Origin of the sequence: Azonexus sp. (genome assembly GCF_036170495.1) — a bacterium.
In the GTDB taxonomy this organism is placed as follows: Bacteria; Pseudomonadota; Gammaproteobacteria; order Burkholderiales; family Rhodocyclaceae; genus Azonexus.
The window spans coordinates 3,437-6,053 of record NZ_JAVHPH010000066.1 but is presented as its reverse complement, the minus strand read 5'-3'; the positions used below and the strand labels follow the sequence as shown (position 1 = coordinate 6,053).

At 58.7% G+C, this 2,617-nt stretch carries 2 protein-coding genes; both read right to left on the bottom strand.

Annotated features, from left to right (window positions below; translation table 11 throughout):
* A partial coding sequence (guaA, locus tag ADADOO_RS02190) for a glutamine-hydrolyzing GMP synthase (protein WP_511274614.1) occupies window positions 1-1,631 on the bottom strand: 1,631 nt, incomplete at its 3' end.
* A 59-nt stretch (window positions 1,632-1,690) separates the two neighbouring features.
* Window positions 1,691-2,617: IMP dehydrogenase (gene guaB / locus ADADOO_RS02185; protein ID WP_511274612.1), on the bottom strand; the 927-nt coding region annotated here is incomplete at its 5' end.

The window sequence follows — 2,617 nt, the reverse complement described above, 5'->3', positions numbered from 1 at the left end:
TCCCACTCAATCGTCGCCGGCGGCTTCCCCGAAACGTCATAGACAACCCGGTTCAAACCACGGACTTCGTTAATGATCCGGTTAGAGACGCGACCGAGCAGTTCATAGGGCAGATGAGCCCAGTGGGCAGTCATGAAATCGCTGGTCACGACGGCGCGCAAGGCGACGACATTCTCGTAGGTGCGCCCATCACCCATCACGCCAACGCTTTTAACCGGCAGAAAAACAGCAAAAGCCTGACTGGTCAGGTCATACCAGGTTTTACCAATATCAGCCTCGGTGCAGGCGCCGGCAGCGACGTCACGCTTGGTTGCCACGGTCGACCGTAGTTCATCGATAAAAATTGCATCGGCACGCTGTAGCAGATGCGCCGACTGCAGCTTGATTTCACCGAGAATGCGTACCCCCAGACCCGGTCCCGGGAATGGGTGACGATAGACCATCTCGCGCGGCAGGCCGAGAGCGACGCCAAGTTCGCGAACTTCGTCCTTGAATAGTTCGCGCAAGGGTTCCAGCAACTTGAGATGCATATCTTCGGGTAGGCCTCCAACGTTGTGGTGACTCTTGATGGTGTGCGCGCCCTTCTTGTTCTTACCGGCCGATTCGATCACGTCCGGGTAAATCGTGCCTTGGGCCAGCCACTTGGCGGCAACCAGTTTTTTCGATTCAGCCTGGAAGACCTCGACGAATTCCTTGCCGATGATCTTGCGCTTCTGCTCCGGGTCGGAGACTCCTGCCAGCTTGCCCATGAAGTCGTCAACCGCATCGACGCGGATGACCTTGACACCAAGGTTGCGGGCGAACATTTCCATGACCATGTCGCCTTCATTCAGGCGCAGCAGGCCGTGATCGACGAAAACGCAGGTCAATTGGTCGCCGATGGCGCGGTGGATGAGTGCGGCCGCGACGCTCGAATCGACGCCGCCGGACAAACCGAGGATAACGTCATCCGAACCGACCTGTGTGCGAATTGAAGCCACAGCTTCGGCGATGTAATCGCCCATCACCCAGTCCGCGCCGCAGCCACAGATACCGTGCACGAAGCGTTCGAGGATGGCGCGGCCTTGCAGCGTATGGGTAACTTCCGGGTGAAACTGGACGGCGTAGAACTTGCGGTTCTCGTCGGCCATCGCGGCAATCGGGCAGGACGCCGTCGACGCCATTTTCTTGAAGCCGGCTGGCAGCTCCATCACCGAATCGCCATGGCTCATCCAGACCTTGAGCATGCCGTGGCCTTCGGCCGTGGTGAAGTCGGCGATATCCTTGAGCAGCTCGGTATGACCATGAGCGCGGACCTCCGAGTAACCGAATTCACGTGCCTTGCCGGCCGCTTCGGCGGTCATCACCTGCCCCCCCAGTTGCTGCGCCATGGTCTGCATGCCGTAGCAAATCCCCAGCACCGGGACGCCGAGCTGGAAAACGATTTCCGGGGCGCGCGGCGTGTCACCTTCGGTTACGGAACTCGGCCCACCGGACAGGATGATGCCCTTGGCGTCGTAGTTGCGGATAAAGTCGTCCGAAACGTCATACGGATGAATTTCGCAGAACACCTTGGCTTCGCGGACGCGACGAGCGATCAACTGGGTAACCTGGGAGCCGAAATCGAGGATCAGAATTTTCTGGTGAACCATATTCAAACCTTGAATAAAAAGGGCGGCTCCCGGAGCCGCCCTCAGTAACACGGAATAGATCAGTCGAGGTGGTAGTTTGGCGCTTCCTTGGTGATCTGCACGTCGTGAACGTGAGACTCGCGGATGCCGGCCGAAGTGATTTCGACAAAACAGGCTTTGTCATGCATGTCGGCAATCGTCGAACTGCCGAGGTAACCCATCGACGAACGCAAACCGCCCATTAGCTGGTGAATCACGGCAAGGACAGAACCCTTGTACGGGACCCGCCCTTCGATCCCCTCAGGAACAAATTTGTCGACATTGGATGTCGTTTCCTGAAAGTAGCGATCCGACGAACCGGCCTGCATAGCCCCCAGCGAACCCATACCACGGTAGGACTTGTAGGAGCGCCCCTGGAACAATTCAACCTCACCGGGCGCTTCTTCTGTGCCGGCCAACAGGCCACCAAGCATCACCGTATCGGCACCCGCAGCAATCGCCTTGGCGATGTCTCCGGAGTAACGAATACCACCATCGGCGATCATCGGTACGCCCGTGCCTTTGAGCGAATCGGAGACGTTCTGGATGGCAGTGATTTGCGGCACGCCGACCCCGGCAACGATGCGCGTCGTGCAGATAGAGCCAGGACCGATACCGACCTTGACGCCATCGGCACCCATATCCACCAACGCCCGTGCAGCGTCGGCTGTGGCGATGTTGCCGCCGATAACTTCAATCTGCGGGTAGTTTTTCTTGACCCACTGGACGCGATCCAGCACGCCCTGGGAGTGGCCATGAGCGGTATCTACAACGATAACGTCCACGCCCGCTTCAGCCAGCAACTCGACACGCTCTTCGGTCCCGGCACCGACGCCAACTGCCGCTCCGGCACACAGGCGCCCGGAAAAATCCTTGTTGGCCAGCGGATGTTCGGTAGACTTCAGGATGTCCTTGACGGTGATCAGGCCACGCATATGCCACTCATCGTCGATGACCAATACGCGCTC